Here is a 24,667-nt window from a genome sequence, read left to right on the forward strand (position 1 = left end):
ACGCTGTTAATGACCCATTTCGCAACGCAAGTTTATTTTGCACGGAGCTCATCTCGCAGTACCTCAAGATATTGTTTTCCAAATTTCAGATCCGGTTCTAAGTGGTTACCTTCCGCCCACTCGTTCCACGCTTTAATGAATAGCAGGCGCTGTTCGGCAGGCTTATCGATGACTATATCTATGGCCTGCTTGATGTGCTCACGAAATAGCTCAGGTGTTGACCCATGAAAAATCAGGCTATTCAACTTGGATCGTGGACTATTATCCCAATTTGGAAATGCGCATGGAAACTCCAAGTAATCGATCTTTCCCTTGCGCAACATATGCTTCATTGCGTCTTTATAATCGTAGATTGTAAGTTGAGATCCTTTCAGCAGTTGATCAAGCTTCCGTAATGGGTAACGCCATGGAATCCTCTTTATTTTACGGGGTGCCTTTTCCAAAATAGCTGCGTCAAAGTGATGCGGGCGTGGATCCCAATTGTCGTCGTGATTCATGCCAATCAAAAATAGCCCCGGCAGCCCCGCCTTAACGGCCAGTTCTTGCCAGAAATCGGCCACCTTCGCCAAATTTGATATTTCAGTCGGCCGGTAGACGACGAGGATAGGCTTGCCATTTACCGTCATATAGCGTGGGTCGAGAAACGCCTTGAGCATTTCATTAAAGTTAGCCTCGTAATCCATCCAGCCTGGGTACGTTTGTTCAATTAGAATCTTGTTCGGCGCACCGTGCCATATTCCTGTCCAGGTCTGGTTTGCCCAACACAGGCAAAAAGGAAAGTCAGGCTGACCTGATTCAAGTACTTCATTGAAGGGCCGTTCGATTATCCGTTTCCCGGCAAACCAGTAGTGATAATAGCAAAATCCTTCGATACCATATTCTCTCGCCATTCCTGCTTGCGCGATGCGTGTTTCCGGTACGCGTAAATCATAAAATCCCAGGTCGGCAGGAATGTGCGGTTGGTAGTGGTCGCGGAATAGGGGCTTGGCTTTTGCTGTGTTGGTCCACTCCGTGAAGCCTTTACCCCACCATTCGTCGTTTTCGGGAATAGGATGGTATTGTGGAAGATAAAATGCAATCAATCGTACAGTCATAACTCGTTTTCAGCCCTTCGCCTGTGCGTTATTTTTTTGTTATTTAGGTAAATGTAGTTCAGTAAATCCAACTTTTATTGAGAGAAATAGCAAAGCATGTCATGCCTAATAGGTGCAATACTCCACCCTACACACTGCATTTGTGACCCTCGGTGGATCACCAAGGGATGTGCATAATCGCCAAGCCTCCCCTCCACCAAGTTGGTATAGCAGCTTTTTATTTCTCAGTCCCATCTAACCCTAGCAGAGTTCGGCAATGCCATACGATGAGGTGCCATTGACGAAGAAGGCTATATCGTAACGGAACCGAAGAGAGGCCTTTAAAGTGTATCGCGACGTCTTGCCATTCGTTGAGCAAAGAACCGTCTGGATTTGTGCCATTCCTGGCAGCCCTCTTTGCAAGCCCGTACGCCCATAGCGCTTTACTTCTGAACTGCTGAGCCAAATTAACTGAGAGATACGCCGCAACTTCTCGGAGTGGCGCATAGCGAGAATTAAACACTGCCTCGTGGAACAATACAAGCCCGTCTAGCACATTCATGCGGTAGTTACGTTGCAGAAGGCTGCGTGCGCTAACGGAAGCGCCATGAACGCGGAAACTTGCGAGATACTCTGGGACTGGGACGACACCAGCGTGAATTCCCACTCGAACCCAGTACTCTAAGTCGCACGATACAATCAGGTGCGAATTGAAATTCCCAAATTCCTGAAACACCCGTTTATGCAACATTACCACGGAGGGTTCGCCGATCAGGTTCCTCCCCAAATTATTCAACACCAGCTCGGAAAATTGCCGAGCAGTTACTGGGGTGGAGTTGGGAAAGAGTCGTTCCACTAGGGCTTTTTCTGCAAGATAGTAGTCTAGGATAGACTGGGTAGTACCTTCTTCGAAAATGAATTCTCTACGGCAGAAGACAAGCACACTGTCAGGCTGGACCGCGTGCAGCATGCGCTCTAGACACGTTGGCGCAATCAAATCGTCCTGAAATACGAACTTGATCCACTCACCCTGGGTTAGTTCGATGCAATGATTCCAGTTATGTACCAGTCCTAAATTTCGTTCGTTGCGCAAGACGCGAATACGACTATCGCGGGTTGCATATTCACTTGCAATCTCGAAAGTAGTATCGGAAGAGCAATCATCCACCACGAGCACTTCGAAATCGGAATAAGTCTGCGCTCTGACGCTATCGAGGCATTGGGCAAGATATTTTTCGCCGTTGTAGGTCGGGATACATATGCTGATAGAAGGTTTCATTCGTTAAGGCAACAGTTGTCTTATTCACAATGATTCAAGTTTGGTATTGTATGCCCCTGCAGAAATAATCCTGTCGCACCAGGGTTTATGCTGCCATGCAAGCACTTACTCGTTTGAATAAAGTTGGGTTTAACCTTTATCTTTTGGAGAAAAGTTTTTTAGTAACTCTTTTTGTTCGTCAATAACGTTGGAAGCTCGCCAATAAAGTCTTTTGAGGAAGCTCGGTTGCCGGACACCATTCTCATTCATTTCAAAGTGGTCATTCATGGGCGCGAACTCTGCTCGGCTGAGAGCATCCCGAGTCTCTTCCAGATAGGCGCTTCCCCATTTCAAGTCCGGCTCCAAGTGGTTGCCCTCTGCCCATTCATTCCAAGCGTTCACGAAAACGATGCGTTCTTCCCCCTTGTACTTGCGAATAGTTTTCTCGATTGTTGACCTTAGCCACGCCCCATACTTGCCTGGTGTCGACCCTACGTAAAGCCAAGCACCGTGCTTTCTGCGCGCACTATTGTCCCAGGAAGGAGTCACACAATGGAAACGGGTAAAATCTGCATCGGGCCTTCGCAGCGTTCCTTCTGCCATGGCATTATAGTGTGCTACCTTGTTTTCGAGGTAGCTTCTTGGCAACAAACCTGTATACGCAAGGAACCGATGGAATCGGCTTTGGTACATAAGTTTACCTACAGTCGTATGATCGGGCGCAAACTCCACGGCAGCATCAAACCCAATATTCCGCGGATCATTGTCTGAGAAATTTTCAACTCTTGCCAGATATAAACCACCAATCCCGGCCCGCCTTGCGGCCTCTCGCCAGATTTCGGCCGTTCGGGCCGGATCAGGCATAAGTTCAGTGCGATAAACAAGAAACAGTGGCTTACCATCGATACGGATGTAGCGCTTATCGCGAAAAACGGGCATCAGATTCTCGATATGGGCCAAATCATCCTCATGAGTGTATTTCTGTTCGAGTAGAACATTCTTTTCTCCACCATCCCAAGTCCTGGTCCAGTTCTCGTTAGCCCAGCACAGGCAGAAAGGGAAATCTGGCTTGCCTGAGTCTAGCACCTCGTTGAACGGCCGCTCCAGGATGCGGCGGCCATTGAACCAATAGTGGTAGTAACAAAAGCCATGGATGCCATGCTGGCGCGCGAGCTCAGCTTGCGCCTCGCGCACCTCAGGCAAACGCAGGTCGTAAAAACCCAGATCGGCAGGAATATGCGGCTGATAGTGGCCTGGGAAAAGCGGCTTGGCTTTCGCGACATTAGTCCACTCGGTAAAGCCCTTGCCCCACCATTCGTCGTTTTCAGGGATGGGGTGGAACTGGGGGAGGTAGAAGGCGATAAGTCGCAGTTGCCTCGCCGTATCATTAGTATTGTTCGTGCTCATGCTTTCAATCTCCAAAGCACGTACTTGTCTAGGTAGTGCGGGGCAAGCATTTTTATGCGCTTAACCACGGACATGCGCTTCGGTGGGCGGGCGACTAAACCATCCAAAATAGGTGCAATTAGGCATTCTGCCGCTTGCTCAGAGTAGCGGTCATTGATGAAATTCCAACCATTTCTGCGAACGGTCTCGTAGCGGTTCCGGTCTTGCCACAATATTGCTATAGCATCGACGAACGCTTGAGGTGTATCGCATGCCAGTACATCTTCGCCAATTCGGAAGCCGAAGCCTTCGATACCGATCGAAGTCGAAACGACTGGCAAACCATGCGCCATTGCCTCGCCGATCTTTCCTTTGATACCTCCGCCGTAGCGAAGTGGTGCAATGGAAATATCACTTGATAGGAGTAAAGGGGTTGTTTCTGGCACGAAACCCACCACCTGCACGTCGTCCGCGGCTAAGGCTTTAACTTCGTCGGTGGGCGCGCTGCCAATGATGCGCAATCTGAACTGTGGGACCGTTTGACGTAAAAGTGGGAGCATCTCCCGGCAGAAATAAATCATGGCATCAATGTTAGGCGCCCACTTATAGCAGCCTATGAAAATTAGTTCCAATCTGTCTCCCCACTGATGAGGGGCAAGCGGCAGAATTGCGTGAATATTAGGGATTACATCGATTTCGTTACGTAGCCCCTCGTTACGTAGAACACGGCTATCTTCTTCGCTTACCGTTAGCACGAGATCCGCTTGGCGGTACACGGTCAATTCGCTACGTTTGATTACTTCGGCATGTTCACGATCTGAGCGCAAACCGGTCAAATGTGCTTTGGAACGCAAGCGATGAAAGTGGACATCTACTGAATCTACCACCACACGCGCTCTCGGCTGCCAAGCCCGTACGAACTCAAGCAAGCCTTCAGCGACAAAGTAGAATTCGAAGAAAACTATGTCGAAGCTTTCACGCCTGAGCAGATGTTCGAAAGTGCCATTTTCAATGCGGACGCCAAGGTCACTCAATGCTTGGGCAGCGGCATCTAGTTCGGTCGTGATCGTCATGTCTTCGGAATAGAACGTGATTTCATGAGTGCGAGCCAGAAGCGAAAGCAGTGTAAAAAAGCGCAGCTCGCCTGAACTTTGGTCCGGGTATGGAATGTCATAGGAAACGGCAAGGATCTTCATTTTAAAGTATAGGAAAGTGAGTCATGAATGGGGCCTTAGTCCTAAATATTGAAAAGCAGCTTGTGATTGCGCGCCAAAAAACAGGAATAGCATAAAACAAAGGGTGCCGGAGACTGATCGAATTGGTGAATAAAATCGGAGATTATAATAAAATCCCTAATGACTGTGCTTGTGGGGACCACGTTCATATCATTGTTTTCGATTGTCTGAGTGTTCTTACCTTCGGCGGGCAGTTTCCGAACCTGCCCAAGTAATAGTCACGTAGACCCATCAGCGTAGCCTGGTTCATTGGATTGGCCAGGTTTCGTCTGAGAGTTTTGATCCAGCTGAAAAATGACCATAGCAATTTCTTCACAAATGGAAGGTCCGTCTGGGGCAAGCTTAGTGGCGGTAATAGAATTTGTAACAGCGTTTGGCGAGCTTCTTCGTGCAGTTGTTTCATCGTTTGAGGCGAAAGATTTTTTTTCCCCCACAGCAGTTTGTTCCGTTGCATAAAATATTCAACCAATGGTGAGTCAGCTCCTCCGAACGAAGAGGATACTTTGTGCCAAAGTTTTGCATTAGGAACAAAGATGCACTTGTGCCCTTTCGATCTTGCCCTGTAACACCAGTCTGTCTCTTCGTATGTAAGAAAAAAAATTTCATCCAAAAGCCCAACGCTTTTGAAAGTTTCGATGCTCGCAAATATTGCGCATCCGGTTATATAGTCAGTTTGGGTGACATTATTAAAATCTGGGCCATCAATTTGATCAAATCCAATATGCTCAAAACTGTTGGCGCTCTCATTCCAGTGTCCCCCGGCGAACCAAAGTGTATGGGGTCTGTCATAAAAAAAAATTTTTGCACCTAAAATAGAATTTGCGGGAAGAGTTTTTGTTGCTGAGATAAATGAGTCCAGCAGATCAGCTGACACAATAGTGTCATTGTTTAGTATCAAGACATAATCTGCGCCGCTTTCGATAGCCCAACGAATACCAACATTATTCCCTCCAGCATATCCGAGGTTTGCGCCAGTTTTTAATATGGTGACGTCGGGATATTGCCTGGAAATGGTCTCGACAGAATCATCGGTCGACCCGTTGTCGACCAGGATTATCTCGAAGTTTGGGTAGTGAAGTTGCTTTATGGAGCCTATGCACTCAAGCGTGTCTTCCTTTCCGTTCCAGTTAAGTACGATAACGGAAACTATCGAGACTGGAGCTAGATCTTCCTCATTTCCAACTATTGAACCATGCGCATCTAGTGAGGTGGCTAATGGTGTAATGTTGTGCATAAGACTTGAGTTCGTTAACACTTATGATTTTTGAAAGAAGAAACAGCCGCGACCCCCGCGGCCCTCCTTATTAGCTGATTCAGCACGAGCTCGAAAGTCGGTCATTTCGCGATATGTGAAGTTGCTAAGTGCAGGATTACGCATAAAAGATGTATCAGACATCAACGGCAAACCTCTGCGGTATTGCTCACTACCCCAGAACTCGAACTCTGTCGAGTCCCAGCAATTATCGACGAGGTTGAATCCTGCTTGTTCTCCAGCCAACTTTATACTCTTGAGTGAATGTAAATAAAAATGCCGGGGGGCATCGAGTTCAACCCAGTCAGTTCCATACTGTTCCCACACGAGCGACGAAACTAATGGGATGCGCACCAAACAGAAACCGCCTGGCGTTAAAATGTTGTTAACAGCCTTTAGTGCATCGGTCTGGTTGGGAATGTGTTCAAGCGAATGGTGAAGGCTCACTAAATCGAACGGACCAGCTGTTTGGTCAATATGTTGCTTCATGATGTTGATGCCATTGACATTAACATTTTTTTCAATGTAAGGATCTACCCCTAATAGATTCTTAAAGCCAAGTTGCTTAAGTGTATGTAGCCATCCTGATGCTGAGCCACACCCTACGTCAAGAAATCGAGCTTTAAATGACTGAATCTGACATTTTTTCAGCCAAGGGCCGATGACGTTCAACTGGTACGGCATGTCTACAATATAACTAGCTAGTTTGGCAAGTTTATAGTTCCTACCGAAGAGAGCATTACCAACGCGCAAACGCTCCATTGTCATTCGAAAAACCGACCCCTGTGTTAAAGGTTGTTCCTGCGGGTTCATAGAATAATAATTCGACGGGTAGAAGCGTGCTATATCTGCGGGAATTTCAGATATCTGTAGGCAACCACACGATGAACATTGAAAATATTCAAATTCCTCTTTTGTTCCGAACATCATTTCCCGTGGAAGGTATATTGCATGCTTGTCTGCAACATGGCAAATCCGGCAACGGTACAAGTCTCCAGTCATAAATATTAACGGCCTTCCTTTAATTTGCACGCCTGGATGTCATCGAGCGACCAGTCGACATCGAGGGTGACGAATCCGTCTCTAGCGCTTGTTGTTAAAATGCCTCCAGCTTTCGGGATGACTTGAAAATGAAATAAGTTTTCCGCATAAAAGACAGTGCGGACAGCCTCACCATCGGTCACGCCAGCTCGTAAAGAGTATATTCCAGGAAGGAAAGGGAAGCGTATAATTTTGCATCGCAACACATACTCCCCGGGAAGAATGGTGCCATAGTGCTTTATATTTTCAGTATTTTGAGTAGCCAAATAGAGAAAGTCTGGCGTATGAATTCCTAACCCAAAGGTGGGGTTACGAAGCTCTTTATGTACTCTAAAATGCATTGATGCAGTTACGTCGGAATTGCTTTCTACTCTATCTATTTTACAATTATGCTTATTGATGAACTTCAGGTCAATAAGATCGAACTCTTCTGTGGAGACCGAGCTTGTCGAGATATCACCAATCTGTGTTTTTATTTTTTCATCGCTGCGAGCAAAGAAAAGATCACAAACAACTTCGGGAAGGCCATCAGCTGCAACTTGCCCATGATCTAATAGAATCGCGCGCCCAGAAAGGCGCTCAACCTGACGAATGTTATGGCTAACTAGCAATACAGTCTTTCCCTGCCGTTTGATCAAATCCTCCATCCGGTCAAAGCATTTTCGCTGAAATGCCAGATCTCCTACCGCCAAGACTTCATCGACGATAAGGATATCTGACTCGACGCTAGTAGCAATGGAAAATCCCAAGCGCACCTGCATACCTGAAGAGTATCGCTTGATTGGAGTATCGATGAATTCCTCCAGCTCGGCGAAAGCTACGATGTCGTCGAACTTACGCCTGATCTCAACTTTCGGGATGCCCAAGATGGCACCGTTGAGGTAAATGTTTTCACGTCCGGTAAGATCTCCCACCAAGCCGGCGCCTACCTCAATTAGTGGAGCAATTTTGCCCTTGACTTGGACGGTGCCGCTAGAGGGTTTTGAGATGTTAGCCAGCAACTTAAGCAAAGTACTCTTGCCAGCGCCGTTGTGGCCGATGATACCAACAACTTCACCTTGCTCGATGCTGAAGTTGACGTCGTCCAGTGCCTTGAATGGAGGACGTTCGTCTATCGAATGGCCTCTGAGCCGCCGCCACTTATTGAACAAAGTAGTTTTCATGCTCTGTAATTGGCCGAGCTGGTATTCTTTGGTGACGTGGTTGACTTCGATTATAGGCATGTTCAGATCACATCCGCGAAATAGAATTCCGCCCGTTTGAAAAAGGCGTAGCTTAAAGGAAGCAGGATCGCCACCAAGATGATGCCCGGTACCATGGCCGTCAGATCCGGTGGCTGGTTTCTTAGAACGACACTCTGAAATGCGTCAATGATGCCCGCTAGTGGGTTAAGGGTATATAAGGTATAGAGCAGGTTGGACCACTCGCCGGCAGCATGTTGCTCCAAAAGTTTATCCTTCACCAGTTGCAATGGATAGATGACCGGAGATGCATACATTAACAGAGAAAGAAGCACGGGTAGAGCGGTACCCATATCCCGGTAGTAAACATTTATTGCTGCGCCCACAAATGCGATGCTAAGCGCTGCCAGAATGGTGTACAGGATAATGAGAGGGACCCAAAGCATGTAGATGCTGGGTATATATTGAAACCAAATCATTAGCCCTGCCAAGATGATAAAGTTGATGCCAAGCTCCACAAGCTTAGTTACGACAGCCGTTATGGGGAATATCTCCCGCGGAAAATAGATTTTTTTTATCAAGTTGGCATTGCCAACTACACTGCTTACCCCTTCTGATGCAGATTCTTGAAAGAAAATCCAGGGCATGAGCGCAGCAAAGGTCAAAAGGGGATAAGGAATGTTGCCACTATCGATTCCAACAAAGCTCTTGACCAAGGTAAAAATCAGCATGAGGATGAGTGGCTTAATTACAGCCCAGGCAATACCTAGATAAGCCTGTTTATAGCGTAACGTCACGTTCTTCCAAGCCAGTACTATCATCAGTTCGCGGTATTCGACAAGATTTTTTACGACTGCGATCATGTGCTTCTTGCTCCCTTTTTTACAGATGGTGGATTTTCCTTCGGAATGACATGCTTTTATTTCATACAGCTCTTAACCGATATTCATTTCTTCTTATTAATTTGTGCCATTCAATTAAAACTTAAGCGTAACCTTCATGATAAAACTCCTCGGATACTCATTCTCTTTTGATATAGCGTTAAACTTGTGCCAATTGTTATTAGTAATCAAGCAATGATATTTTTGCATTTGGTGATCCACTGGTTGTTACGGACTCTGCAGAATTTACTTGAATATTATTAGTTTTTAAGATTCAATAAATTACAATGAACATTCGTATTTAGACCTTTCTCCTCTGTTATTAATGCAATTCAGATGACCTCGAAACGAAAATCGGGACTATTCAATTCACAGCATCTCTTGACGAGCGATCAACCCCTATTCTTTACGTATCCATATACTGGCCCCAGTATTTTTCAGACATAGGGGCATTTTTTCACGGAAAAAAGGCTCATAGAAATACTCCATAAATGTATTCATAAACACAACTCGGAATGCAGTATTGTATTGGAGAAAGGTACGCAACATATACATCTCGTTCCATGCACGACCTTCGTAAACCCATTCTTTAGGATACTCAAACGGGAAAAAAATGTCATGAAAATGAATATGAACCCCTGGTGCGAGAGATGGCAAAATATCGAAGAAGATACTATTTACATCGCTATTAATCTTGCTGACATGTGTAGAGTCTATGAATAGAATGTCATTCGCACCTAGTGCTTCAAACTCGCTCAAAGGCACATCCTGCAAACGTTTAGAAATTACCCTTGCCTTATTTTTGTCTTTTTCCTTCATAATTGACATTAGGAGTTCAGGAAAAGGCTCGATGAAAGTAGTTTCAATTGAATTATTGAATAGCAGTTCATTTGTATCGAGAGTCACACCTGATGAAAAGCCCGAGCCAATTTCTATAATTTTTTTGGGATTAAGATGTCTTATCATGCAATAAAGAAAAATCGCATCTGAATATGAATATGCCGGATTGTCAAAGTAATACCGCATCCCTTGTGTTTTCTGTGATCGGAAAGGCAACTCTTTATAATATTGCAAAAAACCTTCAAGCAGATGAAGTTGTTCCGTTTCATGGAGCTCCAACCCCTGAATTACACGCGGCATCATTCCAAAGATTATCGACTCGTCTTTCTTTATTTCTTCTAATGAAGGAATAGGAGAATAGAAGTGACCCGGAGGTACGAACCCGCAGTCGCTTCGTAACTGTTTGCATTCATGGATAAGCGCATTGCATTCGGTACGTAATTTTTCCCGGTCGGAGATTAGCTCGTTTATTATTGGCAGCTTTTTCATGGCTGATTTAAGTGCAGTAACAACAAACATGATTTATTCCTTAATGTTTTAATGAACTACAAAATTGTCCCTTATTACTCTCTAAAATGAAAATAATCGTGGCATTATGCCCATATCGGTGCATTGCACCCTTATGTAGCACAGCTAACCATAGAGTCTATGCGCAACTGAGGAGAATGGTAGCATTGTCACAATAAATGAAGCTGTTGCTTTGAGCAAACAGACCAATAAAAACTATCCCTTGTCCGAAATTATAATATTGAACCAAGCTTCGGAATTCCTGTCCCTACGTGATACCCCTTGGAGTGTCTTTGAATGATAAAACAATTTCTTTTTGCTTATTTGTTCAGTCTTTTGATTGCAGTGCCGGCCCGCGCGATGAGTGTGATACCCCTTTACATGGATGAAATCGTAACCGACGCCGCTATCGCATTTCAGGGTAAAGCTCTTGAGAGCCACAGCGAACGGGATCCCCAAACAGGTTCAATTGTGACGTATTCAACCTTTGAAGTGCAGGAAGTTCTCAAGGGTGAAGTCGGAGCCACACATACCATTAAACAAATCGGCGGGAAGATACAGGGGGGAATTAATCAAATAACAGGCGTGCCTACTTTTACAGTAGGGGAGAGTTATATACTTTTCCTGTACGGAGTTTCGGCATCAGGGTTCTCAAGTCCCGTGGGTCTTGAGCAGGGAAAGTTTAATATTGTCCCGGTGTCAAAGGGCTTTCATGTAACCAACGGCAGAGATTTCAAAGAAATGACATTGGGTATCCCTGATCACTTAGTGCCTCCATCAGCTCTAAAAAAAATGCGGCAGGCACCGGGCCCTATTAAGCGGCTTGATCTTGACGAATTTAAACAGCTTGTGCGCCAGCAAAGGGGCGTTGCTAAATGATATGTCTGAGAATTATGCGCGGGTTCATAGCGGGGTTCCTGATTACGTTTGCGGCTTCTGCGTTTGCTGGCGGACCGTTAGCGGTTTGTTATCAGCTTCCAACAAAATATCCAGGGGCTGGCTCAGTGACGCTTAACTATGATCAAGGAATTCTTGGTTCCCGTACTAAAGCACAAGCAGATGCACTGGTTACAGAGGCGGTATCCCTATGGACTAATGTGGCTACATCAACAGTAACGCTCTCGCGCGGGCCAGATCTTCCAGTGGATGTTACCAGCAGTAATTATTCGACCTTCTTGTATAATTTTTCGGATGGGTTGAATCCGGTGATTTATGACAACGATGGATCCATTATTGATTCCATATTCGGTGTGGGTGCAAAAAATAGCGTACTTGGTTTTGCGGGTTCTGCTTGGAACAATAACGGTACACAGTGTGCATATACGGAAGGCCGCGCGGTGATCAGCGGCTACATCTCCGTAAACGACACTACTATGAAAGTCGTACTTGCCCATGAAACGGGGCACTTGATCGGGTTGGATCACTCTCAACTGGATAATTCACAAGGACTAGTGAATTCAAATTATCCATTAATGTACCCCATTGCCTACCGGAGCTTCACTTCTCTACACGAAGATGACACTGCCGCAGTAAGCGCTCTTTATCCTGATGCAACCCTGGCCAGTATCTATGGCCAGCTTACGGGAAGTTTTACTCAAGCCAATGGCACGCCTATCCGTGGCGCCAATATCTGGGCTAGGGAAGTAAATACCAATAAAGTATTTAGTTATGTTTCGGACTATCTTAGTCAAAATACCGGCTACTTTAAATTGCTGCTACCCCCTGGTAGCTACACACTGCATGCAGAAGTAATTCATACAGCATTTACTGCTGGCTCCAGTGTTGGCCCCTACTCGGAAACATCCTCAGATCTTTCTTTTCAGCCACCACTTTATAATAATGGGGTAGCGATAGCCCCCGTTGTGCTTGGGGGAAATACACCGACACAGTTTTCTATCACGGCTGGATGTGCGGCTTCGGCCACGTTTAAAATGGATGGAACGGGTACGGTTGGTGGAAATTGTGGCGCAGACAATTTATCACCTACTGTACCGACCGGCCTTTCTGCCACGCCCGTTAGTTCTGCTCAAATAAATCTGAGTTGGACGGCCTCGACGGACAATGTGGGCGTAACGGGCTACAAAGTTTATCGAGGGGGCGTTCTAGTTGGAAGCCCGGCTACGACGAGCTATAACGATACGGGTCTGACTGCATCGTCCAGTTATAGCTATACATTAGCGGCGTGTGATGCTGCAAACAACTGCTCAGTGCAGTCAAATCCGGGTTCGGCAACGACGATGTCAGCCACGTCGAGTAGCAACGTGGCGCTCGCCAGCGTCGGGGCGGTGGCTTCGGCATCAAGTACCTACAGCAGTGCTTTCCCGGTGGCGGCGGTTAACGACGGCCAGTGCACCGGTGCCACCTGGGGTAATGGAGGTGGCTGGAATGATGCAACAATCAACACGCAACCCGACTGGGTGCAAATCAACTTCAACGGCACGAAAACGATCGATCGCGTGGTGGTCTATACGATTCAGGACAACTACACTGACGGGAACGAACCGACCGATATACTCACCTTTAGCCTGGGAGGTATAACCGGATTTACAATCCAGGGCTGGAATGGATCGGCCTGGACCACCCTTGCTACGGTAAGCGGAAACAATCTGGTCAAGCGCACAGTAAGCTTTGCTGCGTTCACCACTAACCAGATTCGGATAAACGTCACCAGCGTGCTAGCCGGCTACTCCCGCATCATTGAAATCGAGGCATGGGGCGTTGCCTCGCCTGTTGTCCCTGACACGACCCCCCCTGCTGTACCGACCGGCCTTTCTGCCACGCCCGTTAGTTCTGCTCAAATAAATCTGAGTTGGACGGCCTCGACGGACAATGTGGGCGTAACGGGCTACAAAGTTTATCGAGGGGGCGTTCTAGTTGGAAGCCCGGCTACGACGAGCTATAACGATACGGGTCTGACTGCATCGTCCAGTTATAGCTATACATTAGCGGCGTGTGATGCTGCAAACAACTGCTCAGTGCAGTCAAATCCGGGTTCGGCAACGACGATGTCAGCCACGTCGAGTAGCAACGTGGCGCTCGCCAGCGTCGGGGCGGTGGCTTCGGCATCAAGTACCTACAGCAGTGCTTTCCCGGTGGCGGCGGTTAACGACGGCCAGTGCACCGGTGCCACCTGGGGTAATGGAGGTGGCTGGAATGATGCAACAATCAACACGCAACCCGACTGGGTGCAAATCAACTTCAACGGCACGAAAACGATCGATCGCGTGGTGGTCTATACGATTCAGGACAACTACACTGACGGGAACGAACCGACCGATATACTCACCTTTAGCCTGGGAGGTATAACCGGATTTACAATCCAGGGCTGGAATGGATCGGCCTGGACCACCCTTGCTACGGTAAGCGGAAACAATCTGGTCAAGCGCACAGTAAGCTTTGCTGCGTTCACCACTAACCAGATTCGGATAAACGTCACCAGCGTGCTAGCCGGCTACTCCCGCATCATTGAAATCGAGGCATGGGGCGTTGCCTCGCCTGTTGTCCCTGACACGACCCCCCCTGCTGTACCGACCGGCCTTTCTGCCACGCCCGTTAGTTCTGCTCAAATAAATCTGAGTTGGACGGCCTCGACGGACAATGTGGGCGTAACGGGCTACAAAGTTTATCGAGGGGGCGTTCTAGTTGGAAGCCCGGCTACGACGAGCTATAACGATACGGGTCTGACTGCATCGTCCAGTTATAGCTATACATTAGCGGCGTGTGATGCTGCAAACAACTGCTCAGTGCAGTCAAATCCGGGTTCGGCAACGACGATGTCAGCCACGTCGAGTAGCAACGTGGCGCTCGCCAGCGTCGGGGCGGTGGCTTCGGCATCAAGTACCTACAGCAGTGCTTTCCCGGTGGCGGCGGTTAACGACGGCCAGTGCACCGGTGCCACCTGGGGTAATGGAGGTGGCTGGAATGATGCAACAATCAACACGCAACCCGACTGGGTGCAAATCAACTTCAACGGCACGAAAACGATCGATCGCGTGGTGGTCTATACGATTCAGGACAACTACACTGACGGGAACGAACCGACCGATATACTCACCTTTAGCCTGGGAGGTATAACCGGATTTACAATCCAGGGCTGGAATGGATCGGCCTGGACCACCCTTGCTACGGTAAGCGGAAACAATCTGGTCAAGCGCACAGTAAGCTTTGCTGCGTTCACCACTAACCAGATTCGGATAAACGTCACCAGCGTGCTAGCCGGCTACTCCCGCATCATTGAAATCGAGGCATGGGGCGTTGCCTCGCCCGTTGGCCCCTGATACGATCACCGATAATGAGCGCGTTAAGTAATTCGGAATTCAGGGTCCCATACTGATGGTCCAAATCTGTGTTACCGCGTCCATGTTGATCAGGGTGAAGATCATAGCGGAATGACGCTAGTCCTGACTGGATTCTGAACACGAACAGGCGCGCTAGCACAAAGGCCGTCACCATGCCGACAGGTAAGCGACAATGATAGACGAGGAATAGTCCAGCCAGTGGTTATAGAGAAGACGACTGAAGAAATTGACCGCCGCCGCAGTGACGCCAGTTAGCAGGAATAACCAAACTGTCGGGAAGGAAGCGCGGATCACGCAGTCGCCATTTTCGCCACGTTGCGGCCGAAGCCAATGCTCTCAGAGATACCCCGATCTTCGGGATAATAGTAGGACGTATCCGCTACCCACAGGCCCTTCACCGGCAGGGCAACCGGCGGCAGCCGGTCGAGATGGCCCGGCTCGCAGATGGGTTGGGCATAACGGTAACGGCTGGCGCGCAACTCGATGAAATCGTCATCCGTCAACGCCGGATTGATCTTACACAGGTAGCGCCGCACCTTGACCAGAAAGGCGCTGTCCGGCTCTGAAAACTTTGGATGCTCACCGGGCATATAGAACGGCACATAGACGATATGATTCGCCAGCGGCCGCAGATTGGTATACTCGACCAGACCGGGGATATCCATTTCCGGATCGTTGGTGTTCAGCCAGAAATTCTCCGTCACCGATTTCTTTAGCTTGGCGATCACGCAAACCACGGCTATGTTCTTCAACTCTTGGAATGTTTGCAGGATATCTAGCGGCAAGTCGGGCATAAGGCGAGACACATAAGGGAGGGGCACGGTGCTGATGACCTTGTTGAAAGCATGAAATTGATCGCCTTGCTGGATGCCCTTGACCACACCGCCCTCCATCACCACTCGCGACACCGGCGAAGACAGGCGAATCTCGCCGCCGTGACGTTCTATATCGGCCTTCAATGCCTGCAACAAGGTGTTCGATCCACCTTCCAGATAACCCAGTTTTTCTCTGAACAGGTTATAGCGTGAACGCCCAATGCGGCGAATGCGGCTCCAGATCCACGCCGCCGAGAGTCCATAGGCATAGTCGTAAAACTTGTAATCAAACAGTTTGCGCCAGAGTACCTCGAAGGCCTCCTCACCGACCCAGCGCTTGATCCATGAGGTAGCTTCCAGCGTATCCAGCGGACGCCAATCTTTGCGCTTAGTGGAAAGAAAAGCATGCAGGCCATAGCGAAACTTAGCGATCAGGCTCAAGCCGGGAAACTTGAGCAAGGCCACGGGGTTGCCCCAAGGATGCAGCGCACCCTGATAGAAATACCCCATCTTCGTTTCCACCCAGTGCATCTTGTCGGCGATGCCCAATTCGTCGAGCATCTGCAAAAAGGCGGAGTCTGAAATGCAATGGAAGTGGTAATAGCGCTCAATATCGAGGCCATTGAAGTCGAAGATGGCGGTCATGCCGCCAACCCGGTCATCGGCTTCGAACAACACTGGATGATGACCATCGCGCGCCAGTTGATAAGCGACCGCCAAGCCCATGGGGCCGGCACCGAGAACCGCAATAGTATGTGCTGTCATAATGGCATTGGATTGGAATTGAAGTGGCAATAAACTAGAACGCGCGATTTGCACGGCTTAATACTGCTTGGGATGCCGCACATCATTACGTCAACTTTAGTCAACACGACGAAATACTGACGCCATTAAACCAATTGGCACAGGAATTGTAAAAGAACCTATCCACTTTGGGAGCTTCAACTGAGTCATCTGGTAGGTCTGTGAGAAACGATTGAAAACATGGGAAAGGGGAGCCTCGTAAGGCATGGATGATGTAAAAACATGCTTAAAACCATGGCGTTCCATGATGAGCCGCAGGGTCTTGGGTGAGAAATACCACAAATGTTCAAGTAATATCATATTCCATCGTTCCCCTGTTAACTTCGCAACAACGCTATTGACATTGGGCACTGTGATAACAAGATGTCCCTCAGCTCGGATCAATAGACGCAGACGCCCTAAGTAGCGCGGCAAGTCTGGGAGATGTTCGAATACATCAATAGCGGTAATAAAAGAGAACACCTCATCTGTAAAAGGATCCTGCCCTTGTAAATCGAAAAAGTTGCCCGTTATGATCTGGTGACCCTTTTCAGACTGGCGCCTACCCAATTGTCCCACCTCAAAACCAAGTCCGCGGTTATCGTTAATAACATCGAGGAAACCTCCTGTTCCACAACCGAGATCCAAAAAAGGGCCGGGTTTGACATATTGCTGTACCATTTTGGCAAGTCGTGAAAACCTGATATTCCCAGCCTCTTGCAAGTCATGAGAATCAGGAGGCCCTTTTGGGGCCTGCTGATAAATGGAATCATACTCCGCGGGAGTGAACTGGGGGCTGGTGTAAACAAACCCACAATTATCACAACGGACAATCTGACCATGAGCTACTCTCTTGCGGTGAGAAAGGAAATAATCTGAAGCAGTTTCTGCCGAACCATTGAAAGTAGATTTGTAGATTTGCGCGTACTCTGTTTCTCTACACACAATGCATGTCACATCACGAAGCATAATATTAATTCCTACAATTTAGTGCGCTATTGTAAAGGCCGGATTGGCATGGTCATTAACGAAATTTTTCCCAATGATGGAACTGGAAGCATTACTGTCACAGTTTAAGGTCTGTTCGAAATGTCACATTTCGATGCAGAAAAAATCCAGTAAACACGACTGAGCCAACACCTATCATGCTAGCAAGGGCTTCTCTGAGATTGCTAGTCCAGTAAACCGGCAGCACCCATCGTTCAATCGATACAGAAACAAGCCAGATTTGCATGCAAACCACAGCGTGAACAGACAAAAACCGCATGATCTCAGAATGATCAAAAGCCTTGCTATTGGCGTTAAATACGAATATTTTTGTAAGTAAATAAGTGGTTATTGTGCCGGCTATAGCGCCAATAAAAACAGAGATTTCATAATTTGTGATTTGCCTTGAAAGCCATATGGCGGCTAAATTCACCACGGTAGCTGTGCCTCCGCTAATGACATAACGCACAAATTCTGCCTGTCGATTGAATATGCTGAGAATCTGATTAATTGATCTTGGAAAGTTTGGCAACCGACGACTCAAAATAAATACCTTTTATCTCATTGATGAAGCTGCATCATTGATGCCGCCGCTACATTTTCCCTTGGAAATGGATTAACAATCAACATCCGAAAACCATTCTTCAACCATTTTACTTTCAATTGGAAGCGCTTTTCCCCTTCAGAGTGGCTTACTGCTTGCGCTCACATAGTCATGCGCCTAAAGATTCCGCCGGGGATATGGATGATGATCAGCATGATGAAGCGCCAGAACCAGGGGGTGTATAGGGTGTCGCGCCGCTTCTCCACCGCGCGCACGATGTCTTGCGCCACCTTGTCTGGTGTTACCAGCAACAGCTTGGGCAGAGCCAAGTCCTTAGTCATGGGGGTATCGACGAAACCGGGCTTGATGGTCAGTACCTGCACGCCAGACTTGAACAGCCTGCCCCGTAGACCGCTGCAAAAATTAGTTACCGCGCCCTTGGCTGCGCCATAGAGGTAGTTGGAGGGTCGCCCGCGATCACCCGCCACCGAGGAAATTACCGCGATGCAGCCGGACTTCTGCGCTTCCATGCGGTTGGCCAATTCAGTGAGCAGGGCGATCACGCTCAGGGCGTTGTTGGTGAACTCTTGTATTGCGAGTTGAGCATCCTGTTCGCAAGCCTTCTGGTCAGGCAGAGTGCCGTGGGCGATAAGGGCGATATCAATCTGCCCCAACGCTGCGTAACAGGCATCCAGCATGGCTGAGTGTTGATCAAAACGGTTCAGGTCTAGCACATGGGTATAGACGGTTGCGCCCCGTGCAGCCAGGTCATCGGCAACCTGGCCGAGTTTTTCGGCTGTTCTACCTACCAGAAAGAAGATTGCACCATGAACGGCCCAACGCCGTGCACAGGCGGTGGCAATGGCGGAAGTTGCGCCTATTACGAGAATTTTTTGCATTTTTCTAACTCACTTAGGTGGCAATTCGACAGACCAGACCAGACCGATGGCGGTTTGGCTATCCCAAACCGGATGTGCCTGCAATTTTCTGCCCGGATCCAACCCCCATGCTTTCACCTCATCTGACCAAGCAGGCCAACGCGGATTACGGAAATTGTCCATCCCGCTCTTATAGTGCCATGACCAGTACGCAATTGATGCAGAGAGCAGAATGCCGGCAGTTACCCTCGCTACCCTTGGTATCCTCAAATCAGAGCTATAGGCCACAAGCAATAACGCCAAAATCACAGCAACTGGATATGCATATCTCGGCCCCCCCTGCATGCCCAATGAAGATACAACCGATAGAGCTGTCAGCAGCAATATAGCTACATAAAATTCCCATTGATCACGCAATATTCGTCTTGCAAGATATGCAGTAATTAATAATACTGCAGCTCCAAACCAGCCCCATGCCCCAGAGTCGCTGAAAAGAGGGTAGACGACCGCGTAATAGACGACCTTGTGCAGGACAGAAAGTGCATGGAATTGCGATGAAAAGCGAGCTTGGCTCGGGTGTGCATAGGCCAAGTCCCCAAGTACAAGTGATGAGTATCCGATTGCAACAAGTTGAATGGCTACTGTCGAAGCGAGGATGAAGAATAAAACAAGGTCTGCCTTTTCGCGCCGATGCAAATAGCGCAGTAAGAACAAGGGGGCGAGAAAATTGGCGGCTACACTGGATAACCCGGCTAACACTGTGACGAAATACTCTATTCGGTGTTTTTCATTGTTGTGTTTTTTATCAATGAGGATTAGAAACACCAGCAAAGTTATATAGTATTGACTGTTGATAGATGTAAGCCAAATCTCACCAGTGGCGCCGACCACTAGAACAGCTACGCCAGCTATAGCCTTTTTCAGGGTCGAGTCGAGCGCAACAGATTCGCTTTTCATTATTACCACCAGTATCAGCAGCAGGATAAGCAATGACATACCGGTAGTGACAACTGGGGCATATTTCAGAGGAGGTATGGTTGCTAGAAGCCCCGCCAAATTGGCCCATAACATATAGTATCCCTGATGAGGGGCAATCAGGGCATCCCATGCGGTGTCAAGATATGCCGTCCGAAAAAAGACAGTCGCTTCCTCTGCCCAGAAGCGCGGTCCCGTAAATAATGTCGGATCGCGCAGCACGATAAGGGCGCACAACAGTACGAACACAATGGCATTGAGATGTGTAACCGAGTGTCGGTGTGCCTGATGCTTGATACCATTTGCCAAGAGATACAGCGTCCCAGCAAGGGCTAACAGGCAGAAAAATCCGGTGCGTGCGAGGTCTAAGAAGGCCGAGATATATTCTGAAACTGGATGATCTCCTTGACCAGTGATCATGGAATTGAGGATTGCGAGGGAGCGACCTTGGTAGGCCTGCTCGATAAGAATTGGGCCAAAAGCATTCATGGCGAGCCATAAGACTAGGGCAGTCAGCGCTGAACCTAGCGACAAGCGAATGAGTGGCGGCGCAATGCCCTGTCTTTGATTAACAAAAAACCTAGAGAAATTCGACATGGATGAGGCTTTCATGTTGTTATGCGGAAATACACTTATGATTGGTAGAGGTGAACCACGTCTTGATTGCCATCTTCATTATGTGGTCACCCTTTCCCAGAATCGAGATGACAGCACAGGATCACGCAGCCCTTCATATTGCGCCCATGCCGGATATGCGTTTCTAAAATCCGCACCACTCATGTGCGCATCCTTGGCCGGATATAGTCGACCCCCGGCCTCACGCACGATGGTATCCAGTCGCGAGAACAGGCGTGCAGTAATTTCGCCCTGTTGCGGAAAATCCAGGGCCAGTGTTGCGCCAGGCAGGGGGAACGAGAGCAGCCCGGGCGATGCCACGTCACCGAAGCGCTTCAACACCGCCAGGAAGGAGCCGCTATGCGCGGCTGCGATGGCATCAAGCAGCTCACGGGTCGCCGCCGCCGCATTACCTTCCGGAATTGCGCACTGGTATTGCTGGAAACCGCGTGGTCCATAAATGCGGTTCCAGTTAAGGATGCGGTCTAAAGGATAAAAGAACGGTTCGTAGCTGATACGGCTGTTATGTCGGCCATCCCGGTGGCCCCCGTAGTAGGCGGAGTTCAACAGGCGCAATGACAGTCGGTTGATCGCGGAAAACGGTGGCGTTAGGGGGACATTTAGTTTGCATGGGTTGGCAAAAACCAGTGGCCCTTCCTCGGCATGATTGGCCGCCATATAGATCCCTCGTCCGACCGATTTGCCCCTGGCCAGGCAGTCGATCCACGACACAGCGAACTCATGCTTGGGATCCAGTTCCGCCGAGAGGACAAAGAACTCCTCTAGGGAACCGAAGCGCACATGGGTAGCGTCGATCAGGCTGGAGCGGATGGGTACCAGTTGCAGTTCTAGCCATTCGATGATGCCGGTCAGGCCCAACCCGCCTATGGTTGCCGCATACAATTCGGCGTTTTCCTGACGGGAACAGACCAAAGGAGGCCGATCGCTTCTGATCAGTCCAAAACGTGGCACATGGCAGCCGAAGGTTCCTCGAACATGGTGATTCTTGCCATGCACGTCATTGGCTAGCGCACCCCCCAATGTGACGAACTGGGTGCCGGGAGTCACCGGCAGGAACCAGCCTTGGGGGATGGCAAGGGCGAGCAATTCGCCCAGGGTCACCCCAGCCTCGGCACGAATTAAGCCGCTCTCCCAGTTTGCAGAAATAAAACGGTCAAGCGGTCGCATGTGCAGCGCATGGCCGCTGGTCGCCAAGCAACTGTCGCCATATGAACGGCCATTACCGAAGGGCAGCAAGGTGCCGTGTTGTGCCGCCATGTCAGCCAGTGTTTGCTGCAAGTCCGCACGCCAGTAACAAGGTTTGGCTGTTTGCGGATGAGATGGGTAGCGTCCCCACGATTGAAGGCTGTAGCTCATGTGGCGAACCAGAAAACGACAGCGAAAAGTACACCGAGAAGCAGGCTGTTGCGATCTTTCATGGCGAAGACCACGGGGTCGTCGTGCATCCAGCCCCGATGGGCGATCATCCAGATGCGGGTGATCCAGTAGAGCAGTAAGGGGCAAGCCAGCCAGATGACCTGGGGATGGTGGTACAGCGCAAGAGTGTTTTGATCCTGAATGTATAGCGCCAGTACCATCACGGCTAGATAGCCGGACGCCACACCCTGAGAGGAGATCATTTCTAGGTCACCCGGGTAGTAGCCGCGCCCGTGGGTCAGCTCAGTCTTGCCTTTGCTGCGCGACTCGCGTAATTCCCCGTAGCGTTTGACCATAGCCAGGCTGAGGAACAGGAACATCGAAAATGCCAGCATCCAGAAGGTCAGACTGACATCGAATGCGAAGGTACCGGCGACAATACGCATGGTGTATAGCATCGCCAGGGTAATGACATCCACCGTCATGATCCGTTTCAGCACGAGGGAATAAGCCAGAGTTAAGGCGTAGTAAGAAGCCAGCGTCAGCGTGAATTTCCATGGCAGCAGCCACGCCGCCCCGGCGAATGCACCCAATAGCAGTGCCGGAAACACGAGCAAGGCCGCCTTGATCGGTACCATACCAGAGGCCAGCGGGCGTAGACGCTTGCTGGGGTGCTGGCGGTCATCTTCTATATCCAGCAGATCATTGAGCAGATAGACGCTGGAGGCGCACAGGCCGAAAAATACAAAGGCAAGCATACCGTAAACCAGAAGGTCGAGTTCGCCGACCCGATGTGACGCCAGCAACGGCACGAAAAGCAGTGCATTTTTGACCCATTGATGCAAGCGCAACTGTTTTATCCAGGCGCGCCAGGGGTGGGCAGTGGTGCGTATCACTTGCTCCACGTTACCGAGCCGCGTGGCCGCAGCCTCGACCCCAAATTCAGGATTGGCAAGATAAGCCTTGTGAGCCGATGCCCACACCTTCAAGTCATCCCTTGAATTACCCACATAGTCGAAACCCTTCTCCCCATATTCACGGACCAAGACATCCCGTTTGGTGCGGGCTGAAAGATTGATATCCCCGTATGTAGCCAGAACACGAGCAAACAGGCCAAGATGGGTCGCGATCGCGTCCGCGTAATCTTGATGGCTAGCTGTAGCCAGAATCAGGGTTCGTCCCCCCGCTTTTTCCTGTTCAAGAAAGGCAATGACCTGCCTGTCATATGGAAGCAAAGTGACATCAAGTGACACTGCTGCCGCCAATTTTGTTTTCAGGTTTGCTTTGCCAGCCGACAACCAGAAAAGTGGTATCAATGCCCGAATTGGATTCTGCCGAAGAAAGGCAAACGTGGACTCGACTAACATGTCCGAACGCAGAAGTGTGCCGTCAAGATCGACGATTAAAGGGCGATTGATTAGCATAAAGTTGCTTTGTCGGTAAAGCAGGCCGGATTGTATTTGACCGCAAAATATTGCTTTTGGGCAATTGGAAATAAATTCATACAGATTGACTCAGGCACTAACAAAAAGTATCTGCTGCCCTGAGTTTCTCTACGATTTTACTTTTTCTAAAGCAACGACATTATTGCCACCAATTTAATTGCTGACTTATTTTGCAATAAATTAATTACTTAAGCAACCAATAACAGACTGTTTGTCAGCTCGAAATCAATGGCAAATCAATACGCCAATAAATGCAAATAAATGGGGGCAGACTCACTGCTGTCCCATAATTCATCTAAATCAATTTACAAGACGTGATCTCATCGCACTATTTAAACTTAAACCACCATCAGATCAAAATTCCGATGCAGTAAAAGTGGTCTGCGGCATAGTTGAAGGATGCCGCATAATGAGTAAGTTAAGAGATACGGAATTCCATTGATGTGTGTCTTAGCAGCAACTTTTTTTGAGCATCTTCCTGATAGGCAAGCAATGGACGATGTTTTAAAAGAGGCGTTACGTGTATTGAAGCCTAATGGGCGATATGTGGCAATGCAGCGAAATATACACTATGAGCCAGGCAAGTATTGGGATTACTACGATCGTGTTTTGCCATTAAGTCATTTGTCCTGCAAAGAGGCTTTTGAAAAAGCAGGATTTATGGTTGAAGAGCTGATTCCAAAATTTGTCCCTTTCTCGACTTCTAGTCGATTACCTCAGTGGCCCATTCTAGTAAGGCTATATTTGGCTTTTCCACCAATATGGAATCTTTTAGGTGGTCAGTTTGTTCTAATTGCAAGAAAGATAGCAAATGATTAATGCGATCATTGGCAATGCGAAAACGAGAGCGAACAGTAATGCATCCCAATGCAGCAGAAAATCGGAGGTGTTGAATTGCCAATAGCCAGTAATTATGAGCGGATCACTGTTGGGCGCTCTCTTCGGCCTACTGGGTGATCGTGTGCTAAGCCGCGCCAACTCGCGGCAGCGCGATATCTTGGTAAAGGAGCAAGCAAGGCAGGTAAGGCATGAAGAAAGCACTTACTCAGATGAATGTACCACTGATCAACGTAATTGCCGAGATCGTCGGCAACACTGGACAGGACATCGCCGGGGAGCGTGACCGCCTAACTGACGAAACTGTCCAACTATCGGATTCACGCCAACGCTGAATAATTTCAAAGACCTTCGAAGACAACTGGTTGGACGAGCATGTATTCTGCTTGTCCTAGGCGCAGATTGTTGCGATATACGCCAAGTGGGTGAAAATAATCAAACCGATTGCGGGAGGTTGAA

The 24,667-nt window shown here is 48.6% G+C and carries 20 protein-coding genes; 4 read left to right on the forward strand and 16 right to left on the reverse strand.

Features of this window, described 5'->3' with window-relative positions; all coding sequences use genetic code 11:
- Positions 1–32 precede the first annotated feature (32 nt).
- From MKZ32_RS07335 to MKZ32_RS07375, 9 genes are all read right to left on the reverse strand, one after another.
- A complete protein-coding gene (locus MKZ32_RS07335) occupies positions 33–1,094 on the reverse strand; it encodes a glycosyltransferase WbsX family protein (protein ID WP_239796677.1) in 1,062 nt (353 codons plus the stop codon).
- 217 nt (positions 1,095–1,311) lie between these two features.
- Positions 1,312–2,352, reverse strand: a complete 1,041-nt coding sequence (locus tag MKZ32_RS07340) for a glycosyltransferase family 2 protein (protein ID WP_239796678.1) — start codon at positions 2,350–2,352, stop codon at positions 1,312–1,314.
- A gap of 129 nt (positions 2,353–2,481) precedes the next feature.
- Positions 2,482–3,738: a glycosyltransferase WbsX family protein gene (locus tag MKZ32_RS07345; protein WP_239796679.1), complete on the reverse strand. Its 1,257-nt coding sequence runs from the start codon at positions 3,736–3,738 to the stop codon at positions 2,482–2,484.
- Complete coding sequence (locus tag MKZ32_RS07350; protein WP_239796680.1) at positions 3,735–4,913, reverse strand: glycosyltransferase family 4 protein; 1,179 nt, start codon at positions 4,911–4,913, stop codon at positions 3,735–3,737. Before MKZ32_RS07350 ends, MKZ32_RS07345 begins: the two co-directional genes overlap by 4 nt.
- Before the next feature lie 184 nt (positions 4,914–5,097).
- Complete coding sequence (locus MKZ32_RS07355; RefSeq protein ID WP_239796681.1) at positions 5,098–6,186, reverse strand: glycosyltransferase family 2 protein; 1,089 nt, start codon at positions 6,184–6,186, stop codon at positions 5,098–5,100.
- 21 nt (positions 6,187–6,207) lie between these two features.
- Positions 6,208–7,206, reverse strand: coding sequence for a class I SAM-dependent methyltransferase (locus tag MKZ32_RS07360; RefSeq protein ID WP_239796682.1), 999 nt, complete (start codon positions 7,204–7,206; stop codon positions 6,208–6,210).
- Positions 7,207–7,211: 5 nt separating this feature from the next.
- Complete coding sequence (locus MKZ32_RS07365) at positions 7,212–8,468, reverse strand: ABC transporter ATP-binding protein (protein WP_239796683.1); 1,257 nt, start codon at positions 8,466–8,468, stop codon at positions 7,212–7,214.
- Positions 8,469–8,470: 2 nt separating this feature from the next.
- On the reverse strand, positions 8,471–9,289 hold the full coding sequence (locus MKZ32_RS07370; protein ID WP_239796684.1) for an ABC transporter permease: 819 nt from the start codon (positions 9,287–9,289) through the stop codon (positions 8,471–8,473).
- Between the two features lie 417 nt (positions 9,290–9,706).
- Positions 9,707–10,666: a class I SAM-dependent methyltransferase gene (locus MKZ32_RS07375; protein WP_239796685.1), complete on the reverse strand. Its 960-nt coding sequence runs from the start codon at positions 10,664–10,666 to the stop codon at positions 9,707–9,709.
- 285 nt (positions 10,667–10,951) lie between these two features.
- Between MKZ32_RS07375 and MKZ32_RS07380 the strand changes: the two genes are divergently transcribed.
- Complete coding sequence (locus MKZ32_RS07380; RefSeq protein ID WP_239796686.1) at positions 10,952–11,533, forward strand: hypothetical protein; 582 nt, start codon at positions 10,952–10,954, stop codon at positions 11,531–11,533.
- A gap of 125 nt (positions 11,534–11,658) precedes the next feature.
- On the forward strand, positions 11,659–14,931 hold the full coding sequence (locus MKZ32_RS07385) for a fibronectin type III domain-containing protein (protein ID WP_239796687.1): 3,273 nt from the start codon (positions 11,659–11,661) through the stop codon (positions 14,929–14,931).
- Between the two features lie 311 nt (positions 14,932–15,242).
- Here MKZ32_RS07385 and MKZ32_RS07390 read toward each other — a convergent pair whose 3' ends face one another.
- The 7 genes from MKZ32_RS07390 to MKZ32_RS07420 form a co-directional block, all read right to left on the reverse strand.
- On the reverse strand, positions 15,243–16,532 hold the full coding sequence (locus MKZ32_RS07390) for an NAD(P)/FAD-dependent oxidoreductase (protein WP_239796688.1): 1,290 nt from the start codon (positions 16,530–16,532) through the stop codon (positions 15,243–15,245).
- A 96-nt stretch (positions 16,533–16,628) separates the two neighbouring features.
- Entirely contained in the window at positions 16,629–17,519 is an 891-nt protein-coding gene (locus MKZ32_RS07395) for a class I SAM-dependent methyltransferase (RefSeq protein WP_239796689.1), read from the reverse strand.
- Positions 17,520–17,616: 97 nt separating this feature from the next.
- On the reverse strand, positions 17,617–18,081 hold the full coding sequence (locus MKZ32_RS07400; protein ID WP_239796690.1) for a GtrA family protein: 465 nt from the start codon (positions 18,079–18,081) through the stop codon (positions 17,617–17,619).
- Positions 18,082–18,242: 161 nt separating this feature from the next.
- Positions 18,243–18,980 (reverse strand): SDR family oxidoreductase, encoded by a 738-nt coding sequence (locus MKZ32_RS07405; RefSeq protein WP_239796691.1) that lies wholly within the window; start codon positions 18,978–18,980, stop codon positions 18,243–18,245.
- 9 nt (positions 18,981–18,989) lie between these two features.
- Positions 18,990–20,546 carry a hypothetical protein gene (locus MKZ32_RS07410; RefSeq protein ID WP_239796692.1) on the reverse strand — a complete coding sequence of 519 codons (1,557 nt, stop codon included), beginning with the start codon at positions 20,544–20,546 and terminating at the stop codon, positions 18,990–18,992.
- Between the two features lie 63 nt (positions 20,547–20,609).
- On the reverse strand, positions 20,610–21,926 hold the full coding sequence (locus MKZ32_RS07415) for an FAD-binding oxidoreductase (protein ID WP_239796693.1): 1,317 nt from the start codon (positions 21,924–21,926) through the stop codon (positions 20,610–20,612).
- The gene (locus tag MKZ32_RS07420; RefSeq protein WP_239796694.1) at positions 21,923–23,350 is read right to left on the reverse strand and encodes a UbiA family prenyltransferase; all 1,428 of its coding nucleotides are present in this window, start codon (positions 23,348–23,350) and stop codon (positions 21,923–21,925) included. Before MKZ32_RS07420 ends, MKZ32_RS07415 begins: the two co-directional genes overlap by 4 nt.
- Positions 23,351–23,812: 462 nt before the next feature.
- Between MKZ32_RS07420 and MKZ32_RS07425 the strand changes: the two genes are divergently transcribed.
- Positions 23,813–24,190: a class I SAM-dependent methyltransferase gene (locus MKZ32_RS07425; protein WP_239796695.1), complete on the forward strand. Its 378-nt coding sequence runs from the start codon at positions 23,813–23,815 to the stop codon at positions 24,188–24,190.
- A gap of 209 nt (positions 24,191–24,399) precedes the next feature.
- Positions 24,400–24,543 carry a hypothetical protein gene (locus MKZ32_RS07430; RefSeq protein ID WP_239796696.1) on the forward strand — a complete coding sequence of 48 codons (144 nt, stop codon included), beginning with the start codon at positions 24,400–24,402 and terminating at the stop codon, positions 24,541–24,543.
- Positions 24,544–24,667 lie beyond the last annotated feature (124 nt).

The organism is Candidatus Nitrotoga arctica (assembly GCF_918378365.1).
GTDB classification, from domain to species: domain Bacteria; phylum Pseudomonadota; class Gammaproteobacteria; order Burkholderiales; family Gallionellaceae; genus Nitrotoga; species Nitrotoga arctica.

Coding starts and splice junctions, on each gene's coding strand:
- MKZ32_RS07335 (WP_239796677.1), bottom strand. CDS start 1,094: ATGACTGTACGATTGATTGCATTTTATCTTCCACAATACCATCCTATT.
- MKZ32_RS07340 (WP_239796678.1), bottom strand. CDS start 2,352: ATGAAACCTTCTATCAGCATATGTATCCCGACCTACAACGGCGAAAAA.
- MKZ32_RS07345 (WP_239796679.1), bottom strand. CDS start 3,738: ATGAGCACGAACAATACTAATGATACGGCGAGGCAACTGCGACTTATC.
- MKZ32_RS07350 (WP_239796680.1), bottom strand. CDS start 4,913: ATGAAGATCCTTGCCGTTTCCTATGACATTCCATACCCGGACCAAAGT.
- MKZ32_RS07355 (WP_239796681.1), bottom strand. CDS start 6,186: ATGCACAACATTACACCATTAGCCACCTCACTAGATGCGCATGGTTCA.
- MKZ32_RS07360 (WP_239796682.1), bottom strand. CDS start 7,206: ATGACTGGAGACTTGTACCGTTGCCGGATTTGCCATGTTGCAGACAAG.
- MKZ32_RS07365 (WP_239796683.1), bottom strand. CDS start 8,468: ATGCCTATAATCGAAGTCAACCACGTCACCAAAGAATACCAGCTCGGC.
- MKZ32_RS07370 (WP_239796684.1), bottom strand. CDS start 9,289: ATGATCGCAGTCGTAAAAAATCTTGTCGAATACCGCGAACTGATGATA.
- MKZ32_RS07375 (WP_239796685.1), bottom strand. CDS start 10,666: ATGTTTGTTGTTACTGCACTTAAATCAGCCATGAAAAAGCTGCCAATA.
- MKZ32_RS07380 (WP_239796686.1), top strand. CDS start 10,952: ATGATAAAACAATTTCTTTTTGCTTATTTGTTCAGTCTTTTGATTGCA.
- MKZ32_RS07390 (WP_239796688.1), bottom strand. CDS start 16,532: ATGACAGCACATACTATTGCGGTTCTCGGTGCCGGCCCCATGGGCTTG.
- MKZ32_RS07395 (WP_239796689.1), bottom strand. CDS start 17,519: ATGCTTCGTGATGTGACATGCATTGTGTGTAGAGAAACAGAGTACGCG.
- MKZ32_RS07405 (WP_239796691.1), bottom strand. CDS start 18,980: ATGCAAAAAATTCTCGTAATAGGCGCAACTTCCGCCATTGCCACCGCC.
- MKZ32_RS07410 (WP_239796692.1), bottom strand. CDS start 20,546: ATGAAAGCCTCATCCATGTCGAATTTCTCTAGGTTTTTTGTTAATCAA.
- MKZ32_RS07415 (WP_239796693.1), bottom strand. CDS start 21,926: ATGAGCTACAGCCTTCAATCGTGGGGACGCTACCCATCTCATCCGCAA.
- MKZ32_RS07420 (WP_239796694.1), bottom strand. CDS start 23,350: ATGCTAATCAATCGCCCTTTAATCGTCGATCTTGACGGCACACTTCTG.
- MKZ32_RS07425 (WP_239796695.1), top strand. CDS start 23,813: ATGTGTGTCTTAGCAGCAACTTTTTTTGAGCATCTTCCTGATAGGCAA.
- MKZ32_RS07430 (WP_239796696.1), top strand. CDS start 24,400: ATGAAGAAAGCACTTACTCAGATGAATGTACCACTGATCAACGTAATT.